The sequence below is a fragment of the Burkholderia sp. AU15512 genome, from assembly GCF_002223325.1.
In the GTDB taxonomy this organism is placed as follows: domain Bacteria; phylum Pseudomonadota; class Gammaproteobacteria; order Burkholderiales; family Burkholderiaceae; genus Burkholderia.
Map to the genome: position 1 here is coordinate 1706238 of NZ_NKEX01000003.1, position 15528 is coordinate 1721765.

The following is a 15528-nucleotide window of genomic DNA, read 5'->3' on the forward strand; positions in this document are numbered from 1 at the left end:
CGGGACGTTCGCTTGGCTCGCATCGTCCTCAAGATCGACGTCGACACGCTGCGCGGCACGCGCGAAGGCGTGCCGAACCTCGCGCGCATCTTCGACCGCTTCAATGCGCGCGCGACCTTCCTCTTCAGCCTCGGGCCCGATCACACGGGCTGGGCGCTGCGGCGCGTGTTCCGCCCCGGCTTCCTGAAGAAAGTGTCGCGCACGTCGGTGGTCGAACACTACGGCGTGAAGCAGCTGATGTACGGCGTGCTGCTGCCGGGCCCCGACATCGGCCGCCGTGCAATCGCCGACATGCGTGCGATCCACGAGGCCGGTTTCGAATGCGGGATCCACACGTGGGATCACGTGTACTGGCAGGACAACGTCCGCGCGCGCGATCGCGACTGGACCGCGCGTGAAATGCAGAAGAGTCACGCGCGCTTCATCGAGGTCTTCGGCGCGCCGCCCGTCACGCACGGCGCGGCCGGCTGGCAGATGAACGATTCCGCGTTCGAGCAGATCGACGCATGGGGAATGCGCTACGCCTCCGACGGCCGCGGCCATTCGCCGTACCTGCCCGTCGTCAACGGCTGCACGCTGTCGCACGTGCAGATGCCCACCACGTTGCCGACGCTCGACGAAGTGCTCGGCATCGACGGCATCGACACGCGCAACGTCGCCGCGCACATCCTCAAGTTCACCGAAACCAATCCGCACGACCAGGTGTTCACGCTGCATGCGGAACTGGAAGGCCAGAAGCTCGCGCCCGTGTTCGAGCAACTGCTTGCCGGCTGGCGCGCGCAAGGCCACACGTTCGCGACGATGGGCGACTACCACGCGACGCTGGACCGCGACTCGCTGCCATCGTACCCTGTCACGTGGGGCGAAATCCCCGGCCGCTCCGGCGAACTGATCGTCCAGCCCGACTGAGTTCGCACGAGCCGGCGTCGCCCGCTGCGCCCTTGCGGCGCGCGGCCGCGACGCCCCGCCGAACCGCGCCGCCGCAGCGGCGCCTTTCCATAACAACAGGAGAAACACGTGTCCGTCGAAGTTGACCGTCAAGTTCCCGATTTCACCGCACCGGCCACGGGCGGCGACATTTCGCTGTCCGACCTGAAGGGCAAGAAACTCGTGCTGTACTTCTATCCGAAGGACAACACGCCGGGCTGCACGACCGAAGGGCTGCAGTTCCGCGATCTCTATCCGAAGTTCAAGAAAGCCGGTGCGGAAGTCATCGGCGTGTCGCGCGACAGCCTGCGCTCGCATGACAATTTCAAGGCAAAGCTCGAACTGCCGTTCCCGCTGATTTCCGATGCCGACGAAGCGCTGTGCGCCCTGTTCGATGTCATCAAGATGAAGAAAATGTATGGCAAGGAAGTGCGCGGAATCGAGCGCTCCACGTTCCTGATCGACGCCGACGGCGTGCTTCGCCAGGCATGGCGCGGCATCAAGGTACCGGGTCATGTGGACGACGTGCTAAGTGCTGTACAAGCGCTTTGAGGCGCGTTATATTGGGCCGCAATGAATGCCAGTTCGCCCCATATTTCTCGTAGCTGCGCCGGTGCTCGTTGCGATGCTTGCCGGCACCTGACGCGCATTACGACCGTATCAGCCAAGCCGCATGCCTCTATCGACGAGGCAGCGGCTTTTTTTATGGATTGCGCGCCGGGCCTCGGTCCGGCCCTCACCGCGTCAAGGAGCTGATCGACACTTAGGCGAACCGGCTAGACGAACTTCCTGTGCGCCACCGCGCGCAAACTGCATGCGTCTACGTCACGCAGGATGCGATCAGCGGCGCACGCCATGCGACACGATTCCTCCCGAGGGACACCATGCCTTTGCCTACTCCCCCCAGCAAGCTCGGCAGCCTGCTGCCGCCCGACGAATACAAGGCGAAAGCGCGGCCCGCGAAAGCCGCGAAGAAATCCGCCGAAGGGGACGCATCCACAGCCGGTGACTTTGGTCCGGCGAGCGTGGCCCAACCGATGACCGAAGCCGCGAACACGGCCGCGCCCTTGCGCGCCGTCGCGTCTTCGGCGCAAGATGCCGCGAGCGCACCCGCACGCGGCCGCAAGACCAAACAGACGGCCGCCCTGCTGCAGCCGATGCCGGCGCCCGCCGAACCCGCGGCACCCGTCGTTGCACGCAACGACAAACCGGCTGCCGACAAACCGGCCGCCGCCCCCGCGCGCGATACCGGCGCCGCGACGAAGTCGCGCAGCCGCAAGCCCGCCGAAGCCGAGCTGCAGAAACTGTTCGTGCTCGACACCAACGTGCTGATGCACGATCCGAGCAGCCTCTTCCGCTTCGAGGAACACGACGTCTATCTGCCGATGATGACGCTCGAGGAACTCGACAACCACAAGAAGGGGATGTCCGAAGTCGCGCGCAATGCACGCCAGGTCAGCCGCACGCTCGACGCGCTCGTCGCCGATGCCGGCCCGATCACGGCCGGCATCCCGCTGTCGCGCCTCGGCAGCCGCGAGGCGCTCGGCCGCCTGTACTTCCAGACGAAGCTGGCGGACATCGCGCCCGTCGAAGGCTTGCCCGAAGGCAAGGCCGACAACCAGATCCTCGGCGTCGTGCGCGCGCTGCAGCGCGACCGGCCCGATCGCCAGGTCGTGCTGGTGTCGAAAGACATCAACATGCGGATCAAGGCGCACGCGCTCAGCCTGCCCGCGGAAGACTACTTCAACGACCAGGTGCTCGAGGACAAGGACCTCCTGTACAACGGCGTGCGCGAACTGCCGCAGGACTTCTGGACCAAGCACGCGAAGGGCATGGAGAGCTGGCAGGATACGAAGACGGGCACCACGTACTACCGCGTGACCGGCCCGCTCGTCGCGTCGATGCTCGTCAACGAGTTCGTCTATCTCGAGCCGCAGAACGGCGAGCCGACGTTCCATGCGATCGTCCGCGAGCTGAACGGCAAGACGGCGCTGCTGCAAACGCTGCGCGACTACAGCCACCACAAGAACAACGTGTGGGGCATCACCGCGCGCAACCGCGAGCAGAATTTCGCGCTGAACCTGCTGATGAACCCCGAGATCGACTTCGTCACGCTGCTCGGCCAGGCCGGCACCGGCAAGACGCTCGTCGCGCTCGCGGCCGGCCTCGCGCAGGTGCTCGACGACAAGCGCTACAACGAGATCATCGTGACGCGCGCGACCGTGCCGGTCGGCGAGGACATCGGTTTCCTGCCGGGCACCGAGGAAGAGAAGATGCAGCCGTGGATGGGTGCATTCGACGACAACCTCGAAGTGCTGCAGAAGACCGACGACGCGGCCGGCGAATGGGGCCGTGCCGCGACGCAGGAACTGATCCGTTCGCGCCTGAAGGTGAAGAGCATGAACTTCATGCGCGGCCGTACGTTCGTCGACAAGTACCTGATCATCGACGAGGCGCAGAACCTGACGCCGAAGCAGATGAAGACGCTCGTCACGCGCGCCGGCCCGGGCACGAAGATCGTGTGCCTCGGCAACATCGCGCAGATCGACACGCCTTACCTGACCGAAGGCAGCTCGGGCCTCACGTACGTCGTCGACCGCTTCAAGGGCTGGGGCCACAGCGGCCACGTGACGCTTGCGCGCGGTGAACGCTCGCGGCTCGCCGACTACGCGTCGGACATCCTGTAACGCGGCTGGCCGGCCGATCGGCCGGCTGTCGACGCCTCGCGGCGCTCCTGTCAGGAGCGCCGTTTTTATTTGGGGTCGAAGACGTAAGTAACGCTTCGTCACGCAACAACGCAGTTTACGCGCGAAACTTCAAGTAAATTCTCAAGAATGGTTGCTTAAGCCCCGCCGGAGCGTCTACCATCGGGTCTGTCTGTTGTCATACGATTCGCGAGCGCGCCGCGCTTGTCCGCCTTGCCATGCTTCGAATTTGGGTTCCCGTCGCCGTCGTTTCCCTGCTTGCGGCCTGCTCCAGCGTGCCGCCGCAGTCGGCATCGCGCTCCGATTCAGGTATGAGAATCACGACACCGCGCGCGTTCCCCGCCCCCGCCAATTTCCCGAAGTTCGTCGATCACAGCGTCGGCCAGGAAGAAATCTCGATCCAGGCGATGAGCCTCGTCGGCGTCCCGTATCGCTGGGGCGGCAACACGCCGACGAGCGGCTTCGACTGCAGCGGGCTCGTGCGCTACGTGATCGGCCGGGCGGCCGACGTGAACCTGCCGCGCACGACGGCCGACATGAGCGGCCGCGGCGTGTCGATCGAGCCCGACCAGATCGCGCCGGGCGACCTGATCTTCTTCAATACGACCGGACGGCCGCATTCGCACGTCGGCATCTATGTCGGCAAGCTGCGCTTCGTCAACGCACCGTCGACGGGCGGCACCGTGCGGCTCGACTACCTGACGAACCCGTACTGGGCCAAGCGTTTCGACGGCATTCGCCGCGTCGCGCCGCCGCGCGGGGCGCCGACGCCGTTCGATGCACCGACCTACGATGCGAAGCGCGACGAGCCGCGCAGCGCGACGGCTGCCGCACCGGCCCCGGTGGTCGTGACTGCCGCCGCGCCGCGGCCGCCTGTCTATGCCTCGTCGCAAGCGAGGACCGCGCAGGCGCCTGCGCCGGTCATCGCTGCCGCGCCGGTCGTGACGACCGCCGCAGCCGCACCCACGGCCCCGGCCGCCGATCCGTACGAACCGCCGCCACCGCGCAGGCAGGCCGCGCAGCAACAGGCAACGTCAGTGAATGATGGGATGACCGCGATGACGGCCAATGCAGCGCCTGCCGCCCTGGTCGAGTCCGGCACACAGATTCCGACGACGGCGCTCACGGCCGCCCAGGCTGCCGCATTCGATGCCGAACCGCCGCCTGCCGCCGCGCCGGCATCTCCGCGCAGTATCGAGCCCCCACCTGTGCAGGTATGGCGCGCATCGACGCAATCCGCGCCCGTCAGCCCGCGCACCAGTACAGCAGACGATCCGATCGCGCGGTTTGCGAACGGAAGCTACTGACCGGTTGCCCGAACCTCGACAGTCAATCACGTTGGCGGTATCCGCCGCCGCCCCGCCCGTTCCGCCGCGAACTCCCCGCTCCAAAAGAAAATGCGCCGCAGCCTTTCGGCTGGCGGCGCATCGGATGTCGATCCGGCTACGTCGGCGATCAGAAGATCTGGTGACCGAGCCACCATCCGCCGGCTGCGAACAACGCGGCCGCGGGCAGCGTCAGCACCCATGCCCACACGATGTTGCCGGCTACCCCCCAGCGCACGGCCGACAGCTTCTGCGTCGCGCCGACACCGACGATCGCGCCGGTGATCGTGTGCGTGGTCGACACCGGAATGCCGAGGAACGACGCGAGGAACAGCGTCATCGCACCACCGGTTTCCGCACAGAAACCCCCGACCGGCTTGAGCTTCGTGATCTTCTGGCCCATCGTGCGCACGATGCGCCAGCCGCCGAACAGCGTGCCGAGGCCCATCGACAGGTAGCACGCGCCGATCACCCACGCCGGCGGCGCATCGGCGGTCGCCGACGCATAGCCCGACGCGATCAGCAGCATCCAGATGATGCCGATGGTCTTCTGCGCGTCGTTGCCGCCGTGGCCGAGGCTGTACAGCCCGGCCGACAGCAGCTGCAGCCGACGGAAGCGCCGGTCGACCTTGCTGGGCGCGGTGCGGAAATACAGCCACGACACCCCGAGCATGAACAGCGAACCGAGGATGAAGCCGAGCAGCGGCGAGATGAAGATGAACGCGATCGTCTTCAGCAGCCCGTCGATGTTCAGCGAGCTCCAGCCCGACTTGGCGAGCGCCGCGCCGACGAGGCCGCCGATCAGCGCGTGCGACGAGCTCGACGGAATCCCGTAGTACCACGTGATCACGTTCCAGCCGATCGCACCGACCAGCGCGCCGAAGATGACGTAGTGGTCGACGATCTCGGGGTCGATCGTGCCTTTACCGACGGTCTGGGCGACTTTCAGGTGGAAGATGAAGTACGCGATCACGTTGAACGCGGCCGCGAACACGACGGCCTGCTGGGGCTTCAGCACCCCGGTCGACACGACGGTGGCGATCGAGTTCGCCGCGTCGTGAAAGCCGTTCATGAAGTCGAATATGAGCGCGACGAGCACGAGTGCCGCGACCATCCATAGGGCGAGTTGTATCGAATGCATCGTGGTCCGCTCAGGCGTTTTCCAGCACGATGCCTTCGATGATGTTCGCGACGTCCTCGCACTTGTCGGTGATCTCTTCGAGCAGCTCGTAGATCGCCTTCAGCTTGATGAGCGTCTTCACGTCGTCTTCCTCGCGGAACAGCTTCGACATTGCGGCGCGCAACACGCGATCGGCTTCCGACTCCCAGCGGTCGATCTCCTCGCACTGCTTGAGGATCTGCGCCGACTGCTTCATGTCGGACAGCAATCCGACTGCCTGTTGCACGTGCTGGGCCGACTGCGTGACGATGTGCGCGAGCTGGCTCGCTTCCGACGTGACGGAACGTACGTCGTACAGCGACACGGCCGTCGCGACGTCTTCCATCAGGTCGAGGATGTCGTCCATCGTCGTGATCAGCTTGTGGATCTCGTCGCGATCGAGCGGCGTGATGAACGTCTTGTGCAGCAGATCGATCGCCTCGTGCGTAAGCTTGTCGGCGGCCTTCTCGGCGGTTTGCACGTTTTGCTTGTGAATCTCGGCATCGGCGAGATTGTCGATCAGCAGTTCGAGTTCGCGCCCGCCGGCAACGATGTGCTTCGCGTGCGCGTTGAAGAGTTCAAAGAACTTGCCCTCGGTGGGCATGAATCGACCGAACATGGGATTCCTGAGAGATTGTCAAACTACTGTCACGAAAACGGGCGGTATTGTACCGTTTCCGGTCGCGCCGCGCCGCGCGCATGTGCGCACGGCGGGATTGGATACAACGTTTGGCGATTTAGGACTTTACAACCGGCGTTACTCGCCGTAGAAGGTCTGCGCTCCAGCAAAGTTGTCGAACTTCGTGTATTGCCCCAGGAACGTGAGCCGAACGGGGCCGATCGGACCGTTACGCTGCTTGCCGATGATGATTTCGGCCGTGCCCTTGTCGGGGCTGTCCGGGTTGTAGACTTCGTCACGGTAGATGAACAGGATCACGTCCGCGTCCTGTTCGATTGCGCCCGATTCGCGCAAATCCGACATCACCGGGCGCTTGTTCGGGCGTTGTTCGAGGCCGCGGTTCAGCTGCGACAGCGCGATCACCGGCACGTCGAGTTCCTTCGCGAGGCTCTTCAGCGATCGCGAGATTTCCGAGATTTCGGTCGCGCGGTTCTCGCCCTGCGACGAACCCGACATCAGCTGCAGGTAGTCGACGATGATCAGGCCAAGCTTGCCGCATTGCCGCGCCAGCCGCCGCGCGCGCGAGCGCAATTCCATCGGGTTCAGGCCGCCGGTTTCGTCGATGAAGAGCTGTGCCTCGCTCATCTTCTGCACCGCGTGCGTCAGTTTCGGCCAATCCTCGTCCGTCAGGCGGCCCGTGCGCATCCGGTGCTGGTCGAGCCGGCCGATCGAGCCGAGCATCCGCATCACGAGCTGGGTACCCGGCATTTCCATCGAGAACACTGCGACCGGCAGCCCGTACTCGACCGCGACGTATTCGCCGATGTTCATCGAGAAGGCCGTTTTACCCATCGAGGGTCTTCCGGCAACGATGATCAGTTCACCGCCGTGCATCCCGGACGTCATCCGGTCGAGGTCGACGAAGCCCGTCGGCGTGCCCGTGACGTCGCTCGGGTTCGCCGTGTGGTACAGCGTATCGATGCGCTCGACGACCTGCGTGAGCAGCGGGCCGATCTCGAGAAAGCCCTGGTTGCCGCGCGCGCCCTCTTCTGCAATCGAGAACACCTTCGACTCGGCCTCGTCGAGCAGCTGGCGGACTTCCTTGCCCTGCGGGTTGAACGCATCGGCCGAGATTTCGTCGGCAACCGACACGAGCCGGCGCAGCACCGCGCGGTCGCGCACGATTTCCGCATAGCGGCGGATGTTCGCCGCGCTCGGCGTGTTCTGTGCGAGCGCGTTCAGGTAGGCCAGCCCGCCGACGTCGTCGGCCTTGCCGGACGTGGTCAGCGCTTCGTACACGGTCACGACGTCGGCCGGGCGCGTCGACGCGATCAGGCGGCCGATGTGCTCGTAGATGATCCGGTGGTCGTAGCGGTAGAAATCGCCCTGCGACAGGAAGTCGGCAATCCGGTCCCAGGCCGCGTTGTCGAGCAACAGGCCGCCGAGCACCGACTGCTCGGCTTCGACCGAATGCGGCGGGACTTTCAGCGATTCGATTTGAGGATCTTGCGGCGCGTTCATGGGTTGGGATTATCGCGAATTACACAGGGCGGCGCCATACCGGCCACCGGCGAACGAGCAATAAAAAAGGCAGGCCCCGGTTGCCCGGGCGCCTGCCCTTGTCCGGACGGCGGAAGCCGCCCGGAAAGCTTGCGTACGCTTACGCGTGGTCGCCGATCACGTTGATCGTGACGTCGACGACGACGTCCGTATGCAGCGCGACCTGGACGTTGTGCTCGCCGATCATCTTCAGCGGGCCTTCCGGCATGCGAACTTGCAGCTTCTCGACTTCGAAACCTGCCTTCTTCAACAGTTCCGCGACGTCGCCGTTCGTGACCGAGCCGAACAGACGGCCGTCAACGCCCGACTTCTGCGTGATTTCGAATGACTGGCCGTTCAGCTTCTCGCCGACTGCCTGCGATGCCGCCAGCTTTTCAGCGGCGATCTTTTCGAGTTCAGCGCGGCGAACTTCGAATTCGGCGATCGCTTCCTTCGTTGCACGGCGAGCCTTGCGGTTCGGGATCAGGAAGTTGCGAGCGTAACCGTCCTTGACCTTGACGATGTCGCCGAGGTTACCCAGATTGGCGACTTTTTCCAACAGAATGATTTGCATTCGAATTCTCCTTATTGCGTCGCCTGGTTACGCCTTGTGCTGATCGGTGTACGGCAGCAGCGCGAGGAAACGCGCACGCTTGATGGCCGTATCCAGCTGACGCTGATAGTGCGCCTTCGTACCCGTCAGACGAGCCGGCGTGATCTTGCCGTTTTCGCCGATGAAGTCCTTCAGCGTTTCCGTGTCCTTGTAGTCGATCTGCTCGACGCCTGCAGCCGTGAAACGGCAGAACTTCTTGCGCTTGAAGAGCGGGTTTTGTTGCTGACGACGCTTGTCGAATTTCTTACCAGTCGGGCGGGGCATGATTTCAGTCCTTTCCAATGTCCTGCAATGCTGTGATGTGAAACACCAAGGTTCTCGCGTTGCGGCTTTTCTTTGCCAGGAAGCCCGTGAACAGCGTTTCGACGCCCATTTCACGACTCTCCAGCCTGCCGCTCGCCTCACCGGCCGCCACCGCCTCGATCGTCATTTCGACCTGACGGGGAATGCCTGCTTCGACGACTTCCGTGCGGTGATGCAATGTGGCGCTTGCGATCGGAACACCTGCCGGCGTATATCGCACCGGTGCGCGTTCGACGACGCTTGCCGTCAATTGCAACCTGTTCACGTGAGTGACGCGCTCCTTGATGGCTTAATGAATGACGAACTTAAGCCTGCGCTTCGGTCGGCTGAGCTGCAGCCGCCTTCTTGGCTTCTTCGCGCTGAACTTCCTTCATCATCGGCGACGGGCCGGTTTCGGCCTTCTTCATCTTGACGATGAGGTGGCGCAGCACGGCGTCGTTGAACTTGAACGCGTGTTCGAGTTCGTCGAGCGTCGTCTGGTCGCACTCGATGTTCATGCAGACGTAGTGAGCCTTCGCGAGTTTCTCGATCATGTAGGCCAGTTGGCGACGGCCCCAGTCTTCGACGCGGTGGATCTGACCGCCGTGCGACGTGATCGTGGTCTTGTAACGCTCGATCATCGCGGGCACTTGCTCGCTCTGATCGGGGTGCACGATGAATACGATTTCGTAATGACGCATTACACACTCCTTGTGGATTAAAGCCACCCGGGCGTCTGAACCGGTGTGGCAAGTGAGAAGCCGAAGATTCTAACCCGGATACGGGGCGCATGCAAGGCAAATCGACGGTTCGTGCGCGGATTCGGCCATGTTTTCAAAGACTTGAGGGGGCGAACCCGGGCAGGTCGGGCGCTCTTGGGCGCATTTCCCGGTCAGGGTCGGAACAGAAACGCGCGACAGGCGGCAGGCCGCCGCCCGCCGCCGTCACTCGGTGCGTGTCACGCCGAGTCGCGCATCGAGCGCGGTCCTGAACGCCGCGAGCGCCGACGGTTCGGCGTCGGTCACGGCCCACCAGGTCATGCCGGCCGCCTCCCAGCGGTCGAGCGCGTAGCCTTGCGACACGGTCGTGTACGGCGCCCCCGGCCCCTCCCCGGCCGGCCGCACGTAGACGTCGATCACGTGCTGCCGGTGACGGTAGACGAGCACCGCGACGCGACGCCGCCCGACGTAGTCGAGCCGGCCGCCGACCAGCGCGAAGCCGTCCGCCGCGAGATCCTCGACCGGCGGCGCATAGTCGATCCGGCCGTTGAACCACGGCTTGACCGTGTGCCGGTCGGTCGAGATCACGTCGATGTCGCGCGCCGACAGGTCGGCCCGCACGTGGCTCGACACGAGTTCGTCGACCGTGCGGTCGGTGTCGGCGTGGCGGGCGGACAACGTCATCCCGCCCGCCGCGGCAAGCGCCACCAGCAGCGCGACGCCCCAGCCGAGGCCGGGCAGCGCGGCCACGCGCGGCCCCATGCCGGCCGACGCCGGGCGCGCCGCCCCGCCTTGATCCGTCAGCCACGAAAACCAGCGGCGGCCACGCGGACGCGGCTGCGGCGTTGACCGCGGTTCGGGCTGCGGATGCGCCTGCTCGCGCACGGGCGCATCGGCCGCCGCCGGCAGGCTCGCGAGAATGCTGGCCCGCAATGCATCCGGCGCACGGTGGTAGTCGGCCTGGCGCACGGCCTGCACCAGCGTGACGATCCGCGCGCGTTCGCGGCGGCACGCTTCGCATCCTTCGACATGCTGCTGGACCCGCAACGCATCGGGCGCCGACAGCTCGCGGTCGACGTCCGCGTCCAGCAACGCTCGCGCTTCGTTACAGTCCATCGATAGCCTCCGATGCGGTTCCGCCAGCCGGCGTACGGCCCTGCCTGCCTTCGGCCGCCGGTGCGGGCTCGCCGCCCAGCAGCGCGGCGAGCTTGCGCCGGCCGCGTGCGAGCCGCGACATCACGGTGCCGACCGGCACGTCCGCGATCGCCGCGATCTCGCGGTAGCTCAGGTCCTCCATCTCGCGCAGCACGAGCACCTCGCGGTATTCGGGCGCCAGCTTCGCGAGCGCTTCGTTCACGAGCCGCACGTTCTCGCCGCGCAGCAGGTGCGCGAGCGGATCGTCGGTCGCGGGTTGCCAGTCGTCGGGCACGTCGGTGTCGTCGAGCGTGTCGGGCAGCGCAACCTCGTGCGCATGCGTGCGGCGCCGCCATTCCGTGTACCAGGTGTGGCGCACGATCGTCAGCAGCCACGGCCGGGCGTTGTCGCCACGACACGAATCGACGAAGCGCAGTGCGCGCATGCACGCGTCCTGGACGACGTCGTCCGCATCGCCGGCGTTGCCGCTCAGCCAGCGCGCGAGGTTGTACGCGGCGTCGAGATGCGGCAGCACGAGCGTACGAAACCGCTCGCCGCGCGCCACCGCGTCGTCTGCCGACCGCTCTTCGATCGCCTGTCCGGCTTGCCCCACATGGCCTCCCTGGTCCCGGCGGCCGAAGCCGCGCCCGTTCCGAGCACGACGCCCGGACAGACTGGCAACGTGCACGCTTGATGACCTTACCGTCGTTGCGTCGAGTTTATTCCCGCGCCGCGCGCCCGAAGCGTAAAAAATCGCCGGTCGGTCCTGCGGCCGGGCCGCCCGCGCCGGTTACGGCGTGGTGCTCCAGTAGCCCGGGCTCGCGTAAGCGGCGCGCAGGTAGTCGATGAAGTAGCGCACGCGCGCCGGCACGTAGCGCTGCTGCGGGTAGACCGCGAGGATGTCGTAGTCGGGCAACGCATATTCGTCGAGCACGGTTTCAAGCTCGCCCGTCTCGAGCTGGGCGGCGATCTCCCACGTGGAGCGCCAGCCGAGCCCGAGACCTTCGGCCACCCAGCGGTGCAGCAGCTCGCCGTCGTTGCAGTCGAGATTGCCCGCCACGCGCATCGTCGCGATCTTGCCGTGGCGCTGGAAATACCAGCCGCGGTTCTGCCCGCCCTGCAGGTTGAACGCCAGGCAGTTGTGCTTGAGCAGGTCGTCGAGCGACTTCGGCCGGCCGTGCTGGCGGAAATACTCGGGCGTGCCGCATACGACACGCCGGTTCGATGCGAGCTTCACCGCGACGAAGTTCGGATCGACCGCCCCGCCGATCCGGATCGACAGGTCGTAGCCTTCGCGCACGAGATCGACGACGCGGTCGGTCAGGTTGAACGACAGCTGCATCTCGGGCTTGTCGGCCAGAAAGCCGGGGGCGTGCGGCGCGACGTGCTTGCGCCCGAATGCGGCCGGCGCGGACACGATCAGGTGGCCGCTGACCGCGCGCCGCCCGGCGGCCAGCTCGTTTTCGGCCTGGTCCCATTCGGACAGGAGGCCGCGACAACGCTCGAGGAACGCGGCGCCCTCCTCGCTGACCACCAGCCGCCGCGTCGAGCGGTACATCAGCTTCACGCCGAGACGCTTTTCGAGCGCGTCGATGCGCCGCCCGAGCACCACCGGCGACACGCCCTCCTCGAGCGCCGCCGCCGCGAGGCTGCCGGCATCGGCCACCCGCACGAACGTCTCGATCTGCTTGAAGCGATCCATCTCCCGTCTCCGTCTCTGCGGCGGCACCGGCGGAAAGCCCCGCCCGGCCGTCATTCCATACTTTTAGTTTCGAAAAAAGCGACTTCGGCTGATCTTATCAAACCTTTCCTGCATCCCTAAACTGTCCCCAACAGATCCATTTGCAAGATCCACCCCATTCAAGGAGACATTCATGGCCAAGATGAGAGCCGTCGACGCTGCTGTGCTCGTGCTCGAGAAAGAAGGCATCCAGACCGCGTTCGGCGTGCCGGGCGCAGCGATCAACCCGTTCTACTCGGCCATGCGCAAGTCGGGTGGCATCAGCCACGTACTGGCACGCCACGTCGAAGGCGCGTCGCACATGGCCGAAGGCTTCACGCGTGCGGCCCCGGGCAACATCGGCGTGTGCATCGGCACGTCGGGCCCCGCCGGCACCGACATGATCACCGGTCTCTATTCCGCTTCCGCCGACTCGATTCCGATCCTCGCGATCACCGGGCAGGCACCGCGTGCCCGCCTGTACAAGGAAGACTTCCAGGCCGTCGACATCGAATCGATCGCGAAGCCCGTCACGAAGTGGGCCGTCACCGTGCGCGAGCCGGCGCTCGTGCCGCGCGTGTTCCAGCAGGCGTTCCACCTGATGCGCTCGGGCCGTCCGGGCCCGGTGCTGGTCGACCTGCCGATCGACGTGCAACTCGCCGAAATCGAATTCGACATCGACACGTACGAACCGCTGCCGGTCTACAAGCCCGCGGCCACCCGCGCGCAGATCGAGAAGGCGCTCGCGATGCTCAACGACGCGGACAAGCCGCTGATCGTGTCGGGCGGCGGCGTGCTCAATGCAGCGGCGGAAGACCTGCTCGTCCAGTTCGCCGAAGCGATCGGCGTGCCGGTGATCCCGACGCTGATGTCGTGGGGCGCGATTGCCGACGACCACCCGCTGATGGCCGGCATGGTCGGCCTGCAGACGTCGCACCGCTACGGCAACGCCACGATGCTCGCGTCCGACTTCGTGCTCGGCATCGGCAATCGCTGGGCGAACCGCCACACGGGCAGCGTCGAGGTCTATACGAAGGGCCGCAAGTTCGTGCACGTCGACATCGAGCCGACGCAGATCGGCCGCGTGTTCGGCCCGGACCTCGGCATCGTGTCGGACGCGAAGGCCGCACTGGAACTGTTCGTCGCCGTCGCACGGGAATGGAAGGCCGCCGGCAAGCTGAAGGACCGCAGCGCCTGGGTCGCGGAATGCCAGGAACGCAAGCGCACGCTGCAGCGCAAGACGCACTTCGACAACGTGCCGGTCAAGCCGCAGCGCGTGTACGAAGAGATGAACAAGGTGTTCGGCCGCGATACGTGCTACGTCAGCACGATCGGTCTGTCGCAGATCGCCGCCGCGCAGTTCCTGCACGTGTTCAAGGCACGTAACTGGATCAACTGCGGCCAGGCCGGCCCGCTCGGCTGGACGATCCCCGCCGCGCTCGGCGTGCGTGCAGCGGACCCGAGCCGCCCGATCGTCGCGCTGTCCGGCGACTACGACTTCCAGTTCATGATCGAGGAACTGGCCGCCGGCGCGCAATTCAAGCTGCCGTACGTGCACGTCGTCGTGAACAACTCGTACCTCGGGCTGATCCGCCAGGCGCAGCGTGCATTCGACATGGACTACTGCGTGCAGCTCGCGTTCGACAACGTGAACGCGCCGGAACTGAACGGCTATGGCGTCGACCACGTCGCGGTTGCGGAAGGCCTCGGCTGCAAGGCGCTGCGCGTGTTCAAGCCGGAAGAGATCGAGCCGGCGCTGCGCCAGGCGCAAACGCTCGCGGAAGAGTTCAGCGTGCCGGTGGTCGTGGAAGTGATCCTCGAGCGCGTGACGAACATCTCGATGGGCACCGAAATCGACGCGATCAACGAATTCGAGGATCTCGCCGAAAAGGCCGAGCACGCACCGACCGCGATCTCGATGCTCGACTGAACCGCACGACATTTTTGACTGACCGACCGAAGAGGCTTAGCTCATGCCGAAGTTTGCTGCAAACCTGACCATGCTGTTCAACGAAGTGCCGTTCCTCGACCGCTTCAAGGCGGCCGCCGACGCGGGCTTCGACGCCGTCGAGTTCCTGTTCCCGTATCCGTACGCGAAAGAGGAACTCGCCGAGCGGCTCGAGACGCATCGCCTGCGCCTCGTGCTGCACAACCTGCCCGCCGGCAACTGGGACCAGGGCGAGCGCGGCATCGCGTGCCTGCCCGATCGCGTCGGCGAATTCCAGGAAGGGGTCGGCCGTGCGATCGAGTACGCGAAGGCGCTGAAGGTGCCGCAGCTGAACTGCCTCGTCGGCATCCCGTCGGCCAGCACGGCGCGCGACAAGACGTTCGTCACGATCGTCGACAACCTGCGCTTTGCCGCCGATGCGTTGAAGCGCGAAGGCATCCGCCTGCTCGTCGAGCCGTGCAACAGCTTCGACATCCCGGGCTTCGCGCTGAACCGCTCGTCGGAAGGGCTCGACGTGATCCGCGCGGTCGGCTCGGACAATCTGTTCCTGCAGTACGACATCTATCACATGCAACGCATGGAAGGCGAACTGGCCGCGACGATCGAACGCAACCTCGCATCGATCGGCCACGTCCAGCTCGCGGACAACCCGGGCCGCAACGAGCCGGGCACGGGCGAGATCAACTACGCGTTCCTGTTCGCGCTGCTCGACCGGCTCGGCTATGCCGGCTACGTCGGCTGCGAATACAAGCCCCGCACCACCACGACGGAAGGCCTCGGCTGGCTGCAAAGCGTCGCCGGCTGCGCACCGGGCTCGGCGCGTCGCGCCGCCTGAGAT

Annotated in this window: 16 protein-coding genes and 1 pseudogene; 6 read left to right on the top strand and 11 right to left on the bottom strand. The window is 65.6% G+C overall.

Going from position 1 to position 15528, the window contains the following annotated elements; all coding sequences use genetic code 11:
- Positions 1–12: 12 nt before the first annotated feature.
- Positions 13–909, top strand: a complete 897-nt coding sequence (locus CFB43_RS10510) for a polysaccharide deacetylase family protein (protein ID WP_089495011.1) — start codon at positions 13–15, stop codon at positions 907–909.
- A gap of 108 nt (positions 910–1017) precedes the next feature.
- Positions 1018–1479, top strand: a complete 462-nt coding sequence (locus CFB43_RS10515) for a peroxiredoxin (RefSeq protein ID WP_006756046.1) — start codon at positions 1018–1020, stop codon at positions 1477–1479.
- Between the two features lie 192 nt (positions 1480–1671).
- On the opposite strand, the pseudogene CFB43_RS38790 reads toward CFB43_RS10515, so the two are convergent.
- Positions 1672–1916, bottom strand: a pseudogene (locus CFB43_RS38790) (hypothetical protein); the annotation flags it as partial.
- Between CFB43_RS38790 and CFB43_RS10525 the strand changes: the two are divergent.
- Positions 1812–3614, top strand: coding sequence for a PhoH family protein (locus tag CFB43_RS10525; protein WP_089425590.1), 1803 nt, complete (start codon positions 1812–1814; stop codon positions 3612–3614). The pseudogene CFB43_RS38790 and the gene CFB43_RS10525 overlap by 105 nt on opposite strands.
- Before the next feature lie 236 nt (positions 3615–3850).
- Entirely contained in the window at positions 3851–4939 is a 1089-nt protein-coding gene (locus CFB43_RS10530) for a C40 family peptidase (protein ID WP_089495012.1), read from the top strand.
- A 148-nt stretch (positions 4940–5087) separates the two neighbouring features.
- Here CFB43_RS10530 and CFB43_RS10535 read toward each other — a convergent pair whose 3' ends face one another.
- The 10 genes from CFB43_RS10535 to CFB43_RS10580 form a co-directional block, all read right to left on the bottom strand.
- A complete protein-coding gene (locus CFB43_RS10535) occupies positions 5088–6098 on the bottom strand; it encodes an inorganic phosphate transporter (protein WP_089495013.1) in 1011 nt (336 codons plus the stop codon).
- Between the two features lie 10 nt (positions 6099–6108).
- A complete protein-coding gene (locus tag CFB43_RS10540; protein ID WP_089495014.1) occupies positions 6109–6735 on the bottom strand; it encodes a DUF47 domain-containing protein in 627 nt (208 codons plus the stop codon).
- Positions 6736–6873: 138 nt separating this feature from the next.
- On the bottom strand, positions 6874–8256 hold the full coding sequence (locus tag CFB43_RS10545) for a replicative DNA helicase (RefSeq protein ID WP_006486249.1): 1383 nt from the start codon (positions 8254–8256) through the stop codon (positions 6874–6876).
- 139 nt (positions 8257–8395) lie between these two features.
- A complete protein-coding gene (gene rplI / locus CFB43_RS10550; RefSeq protein WP_021156519.1) occupies positions 8396–8848 on the bottom strand; it encodes a 50S ribosomal protein L9 in 453 nt (150 codons plus the stop codon).
- A gap of 27 nt (positions 8849–8875) precedes the next feature.
- Entirely contained in the window at positions 8876–9151 is a 276-nt protein-coding gene (rpsR, locus tag CFB43_RS10555; protein WP_006486248.1) for a 30S ribosomal protein S18, read from the bottom strand.
- 4 nt (positions 9152–9155) lie between these two features.
- A complete protein-coding gene (gene priB, locus CFB43_RS10560) occupies positions 9156–9455 on the bottom strand; it encodes a primosomal replication protein N (RefSeq protein WP_011657069.1) in 300 nt (99 codons plus the stop codon).
- 40 nt (positions 9456–9495) lie between these two features.
- Positions 9496–9870, bottom strand: a complete 375-nt coding sequence (rpsF, locus tag CFB43_RS10565) for a 30S ribosomal protein S6 (RefSeq protein WP_006402295.1) — start codon at positions 9868–9870, stop codon at positions 9496–9498.
- Between the two features lie 243 nt (positions 9871–10113).
- Positions 10114–11004: an anti-sigma factor family protein gene (locus CFB43_RS10570; RefSeq protein WP_089495015.1), complete on the bottom strand. Its 891-nt coding sequence runs from the start codon at positions 11002–11004 to the stop codon at positions 10114–10116.
- The gene (locus CFB43_RS10575) at positions 10994–11635 is read right to left on the bottom strand and encodes an RNA polymerase sigma factor (RefSeq protein WP_089495016.1); all 642 of its coding nucleotides are present in this window, start codon (positions 11633–11635) and stop codon (positions 10994–10996) included. Before CFB43_RS10575 ends, CFB43_RS10570 begins: the two co-directional genes overlap by 11 nt.
- Positions 11636–11812: 177 nt before the next feature.
- The gene (locus CFB43_RS10580) at positions 11813–12724 is read right to left on the bottom strand and encodes a LysR family transcriptional regulator (RefSeq protein WP_089425595.1); all 912 of its coding nucleotides are present in this window, start codon (positions 12722–12724) and stop codon (positions 11813–11815) included.
- A 172-nt stretch (positions 12725–12896) separates the two neighbouring features.
- Here CFB43_RS10580 and gcl point away from each other — a divergent pair, with 172 nt between their 5' ends.
- Together gcl and hyi are read left to right on the top strand one after the other, a co-directional pair.
- Entirely contained in the window at positions 12897–14672 is a 1776-nt protein-coding gene (gcl, locus tag CFB43_RS10585) for a glyoxylate carboligase (protein ID WP_089495017.1), read from the top strand.
- Positions 14673–14715: 43 nt separating this feature from the next.
- Entirely contained in the window at positions 14716–15525 is an 810-nt protein-coding gene (hyi, locus tag CFB43_RS10590) for a hydroxypyruvate isomerase (protein WP_011657073.1), read from the top strand.
- Positions 15526–15528 lie beyond the last annotated feature (3 nt).

Coding starts and splice junctions, on each gene's coding strand:
- CFB43_RS10525 (WP_089425590.1), top strand. CDS start 1,812: ATGCCTTTGCCTACTCCCCCCAGCAAGCTCGGCAGCCTGCTGCCGCCC.
- CFB43_RS10530 (WP_089495012.1), top strand. CDS start 3,851: ATGCTTCGAATTTGGGTTCCCGTCGCCGTCGTTTCCCTGCTTGCGGCC.
- CFB43_RS10535 (WP_089495013.1), bottom strand. CDS start 6,098: ATGCATTCGATACAACTCGCCCTATGGATGGTCGCGGCACTCGTGCTC.
- CFB43_RS10540 (WP_089495014.1), bottom strand. CDS start 6,735: ATGTTCGGTCGATTCATGCCCACCGAGGGCAAGTTCTTTGAACTCTTC.
- CFB43_RS10545 (WP_006486249.1), bottom strand. CDS start 8,256: ATGAACGCGCCGCAAGATCCTCAAATCGAATCGCTGAAAGTCCCGCCG.
- rplI (WP_021156519.1), bottom strand. CDS start 8,848: ATGCAAATCATTCTGTTGGAAAAAGTCGCCAATCTGGGTAACCTCGGC.
- rpsR (WP_006486248.1), bottom strand. CDS start 9,151: ATGCCCCGCCCGACTGGTAAGAAATTCGACAAGCGTCGTCAGCAACAA.
- rpsF (WP_006402295.1), bottom strand. CDS start 9,870: ATGCGTCATTACGAAATCGTATTCATCGTGCACCCCGATCAGAGCGAG.
- CFB43_RS10570 (WP_089495015.1), bottom strand. CDS start 11,004: ATGGACTGTAACGAAGCGCGAGCGTTGCTGGACGCGGACGTCGACCGC.
- CFB43_RS10580 (WP_089425595.1), bottom strand. CDS start 12,724: ATGGATCGCTTCAAGCAGATCGAGACGTTCGTGCGGGTGGCCGATGCC.
- gcl (WP_089495017.1), top strand. CDS start 12,897: ATGGCCAAGATGAGAGCCGTCGACGCTGCTGTGCTCGTGCTCGAGAAA.
- hyi (WP_011657073.1), top strand. CDS start 14,716: ATGCCGAAGTTTGCTGCAAACCTGACCATGCTGTTCAACGAAGTGCCG.